This window comes from Pseudomonas sp. R62, assembly GCF_000257605.1.
Lineage (GTDB): Bacteria > Pseudomonadota > Gammaproteobacteria > Pseudomonadales > Pseudomonadaceae > Aquipseudomonas > Aquipseudomonas atacamensis.
Map to the genome: position 1 here is coordinate 653,280 of NZ_JH635998.1, position 3,233 is coordinate 656,512.

The 3,233-nt window shown below is 53.5% G+C and carries 4 protein-coding genes; 1 reads left to right on the forward strand and 3 read right to left on the reverse strand.

What is annotated here, in order from left to right:
• Window positions 1–171: 171 nt before the first annotated feature.
• The gene (locus OQK_RS04425) at window positions 172–1,257 is read right to left on the reverse strand and encodes a type I restriction endonuclease (protein WP_016771300.1); all 1,086 of its coding nucleotides are present in this window, start codon (window positions 1,255–1,257) and stop codon (window positions 172–174) included.
• Window positions 1,258–1,476: 219 nt separating this feature from the next.
• Between OQK_RS04425 and OQK_RS04430 the strand changes: the two genes are divergently transcribed.
• Window positions 1,477–1,887, forward strand: coding sequence for a low affinity iron permease family protein (locus tag OQK_RS04430; protein ID WP_016771301.1), 411 nt, complete (start codon window positions 1,477–1,479; stop codon window positions 1,885–1,887).
• 162 nt (window positions 1,888–2,049) lie between these two features.
• On the opposite strand, the gene OQK_RS04435 is transcribed toward OQK_RS04430, so the two are convergent.
• Complete coding sequence (locus OQK_RS04435; protein WP_016771302.1) at window positions 2,050–2,553, reverse strand: DUF4142 domain-containing protein; 504 nt, start codon at window positions 2,551–2,553, stop codon at window positions 2,050–2,052.
• Between the two features lie 153 nt (window positions 2,554–2,706).
• Window positions 2,707–3,233, reverse strand: a 527-nt coding sequence (locus OQK_RS04440; protein WP_038860553.1) for a diguanylate cyclase domain-containing protein, incomplete at its 5' end; no start/stop codon positions are given.

The window sequence follows — 3,233 nt, forward strand, 5'->3', positions numbered from 1 at the left end:
ATCACGGGCCGGACGGGTGCGTTCATCTTCGAAAGCGACGTATTGCTGGGCAGACCAACTCATTGCGTTCTCCTGTTGGGTGTTCGATTGCTTTTCACGATACAGGCAGCATGAAAGGCAATTCCAGTGCGAACGTTGCATGAGGTGTCTGATTGAACGGTCGACTCTCCATCAATCGTAATAGCCGACAGTTTTTTTCAGATGATCCGAGAACTCATAGATGTCATCCACCGAGTTGATCGCATGACGGGTCTCGTTTTTTTCTTCATCGAAGATGCCGAGATACTTTTGTGATCGATTGAAATGCAAACGGCAGATCGGTTTGCGATTGTTGTCGTCCAGCAAGATACCGAAATAGCTCTGTGTATCGCGCTGAACAATGCGCTTGGCATCGACGACAGATCGAACCAACGCCCGAACGATGTGATAGCCCTCCAGCTCTTCCAGCGTTGTTAAAACCTTGTCATCTGATTCGTCACGCGGATCTACCGGATCAGTTCCGGCAGAAACTAATGGCAGGGAGGCCAACGCTGGCTGGATAGCGCCGCTCATGGCCGATTTGAGCCGATCATTGATCTGGTCATTCAAAAATTGACCGACAGCTTTTCTGGTCAGCTCGTGAAACTGGTCGCGCACTTTCTGCGTGATCACGCCGTCATAAACCCGAGAAGCGAAAACCTTTACAAAGTCATCGTCCGGCTTGCTGACCTGCGCGGCGAGGACCTTTTTGATTTGGCTGACATATTTCAACTCCCCCGCTGCGTTGATGATGGAATCAACATCAAAAGCTGACTTCGTCAACTTTACCAACTCGGGGACTGAATACTCATCAATGTCCAACAAATCCAATTCAAGGAACGGTTTCTCATCCATTTTGTTCGGCGCGTCCAGATCGGTGAAAAATTTATAGACTTGACCGTTGGTAAGAATGGAGATTCGAGCGCTGGTGACATGGAAATATCGGAACAACTGTGAGGCGTGATTGATGTGCAACGATTCACCGATCTTTTTGCATTCGATCAGAATCTGCACTTCCCCCTCTTTCATGATCGCGTAGTCGATCTTCTCGCCTTTTTTGGTGCCGATATCGCAGACGAATTCGGGGGTCACCTCAGTCGGGTCAAAAACGTCGTAACCCAGAACCGTGCTGATAAAAGGCATGACGAATGCATTTTTCGTTGCTTCTTCAGTCTGGATCGCAGCGCTCTGCAAGCGGACTTTTGCGGCTAGGCTGGCTAACTTTTCGAAGAATTCCATGAGGCGCCTCTTACGGGTTTCTATCCGTGGAATGAGCTGATGGCAGTTTGACTGCCATTTGATACTAGACTTAAACCTCCACAATGAAAGGTGTCCATATATAAGCCTAAGATTGGCAAGTCCTAACCCAGGTATTGAGTGAACGGAGAACTTGTAAACAGAATTTTCAGCGCAACGCCGATGTCTGAATTTCAAGCTCCCAAAACAAGGACTCCCATCATGAAATTCGCAAAAATTGCCCAAAAACTTGCCCTGTGGGCCGGTAGCCCGAAGACGTTCATGGGGGCGTTGATTCTGATCGGGTTGTGGGGTTTGAGCGGGCCGATTTTTGGTTACAACGACACTTGGCAACTGATCATCAATACATCGACGACGATCATCACGTTCCTGATGGTGTTCCTGATTCAGAACACGCAGAACCGCGATACCGACATTCTGCACTTGAAACTCGATGAGCTGCTGCGGGTGAACAAGGAAGCGCAGAACGCGATGCTCGGGCTGGAGGCGCTGGATCTGAAGCAGCTCGAAGCGCTGCGCCGGCATTACCGCGCGCTGGGTGAGAATCAGGTGTTCGATCTTGAGGGGCTTGGAGACAAGAGCAAGCCAAAACAGGATTTGAATGAGTGCTGAGCAAGTAAACACACCCTGTGGGAGCGAGCCTGCTCGCGAAGAGGGAGGGTCAGTCAAAACATCATTGACTGACACACCGCTTTCGCGAGCAGGCTCGCTCCCACAGGGCAAGCATCGCTTTTCAACTCAAGATTTCGTTCGCGCTGCAACAACACGGCGAAGTTAGCGACTGGCCTGCAACGCTCGGGCTTTCTCCAGATGGTTTTGCAGCTTCGGCAAAGTCTCATCGGCAAACGCTTTGATTTCCGGCACGTCGGTGGTCTGTGCCTGTTGCTCGATCTGGGTGATGGCCTCTTCGGTCGCCTTGACCTGACTGGCGGCGTAGGCCTGATCGAAAGTCGCGCCATCCTTCACTTCCGGCATCAGCTCTTTGGCCTTGTCGGCGAGTTCTTCGCGAGGTGCGACCGGCAGGTCGAGCTTCTTGGCGATTTTCGCCAAATGCTGGTTGGCCGTGGTGCGGTCGTTGATGACGACAATGGTGTAATCCTTGACCTCTTTGGATTCAGTCTTGCCGTGGGCCAGACGGCTGGCTTCGATGTCGGCCATGCCTTTGGCGGAGGCATCATTGATGAATTCGGCAGGCGACTGGGCGAACGCAGTGCTGGCGCACAGGCCCAGCAGAGTCGCAAAACTGGCATTACGTAAACGGGTGGCCATCCGGCTCATGGTCGCGCCCTCCTTCGTTGAAAATTCAAGCGGGCCGTGATTCGCCCGCTGCTCAAATAGTCGCGGCGGACAATTGTCCGCCTCAGTTAAGAAGGCTTTGGCGTTCAAAGGTTTAGAAAATCTGCCGAGGCCGCGACGAACGGCGCTCCCGCTTCAGATGCCCAGCGCCCGATGATTCAGGCGTTTGGCCGCATACATGGCTTGATCGGCATGCCGGAACAGTTGCTGTTCTTCTTCACCGTGTTCAGGAAAGCGCGCCACGCCGATGCTCGGTTCGATACGCAGGTCATGGCCGTCGAGGCGCATGGGCTGCGCCAGCACCTGACGGATTTTTCCGGCGACACTGTCGGCATCTTCGGCGGCATGCACGCTATGCAACAGCACGACAAACTCATCGCCACCGATACGCGCCACAGTGTCGGTTTCACGCACGCAGCCTTTCAGCCGATTGGCCACGGTTTGCAGGAGCATGTCACCGACAGCATGGCCATGGGTGTCGTTGACCTGTTTGAAGCGATCCAGATCGACATACAGCAGCGCCATGTGTCCGTGCACGGTTCGCGCATGGGCCAGCGCAGCCCTGAGCCGATCACGCAGCAGTTCGCGGTTGGGCAGTTGCGTCAGTTGATCGTATTGCGCCATGCGCTTGAGCCGCGCATGCAGTTGCTGGCGTTCGATGG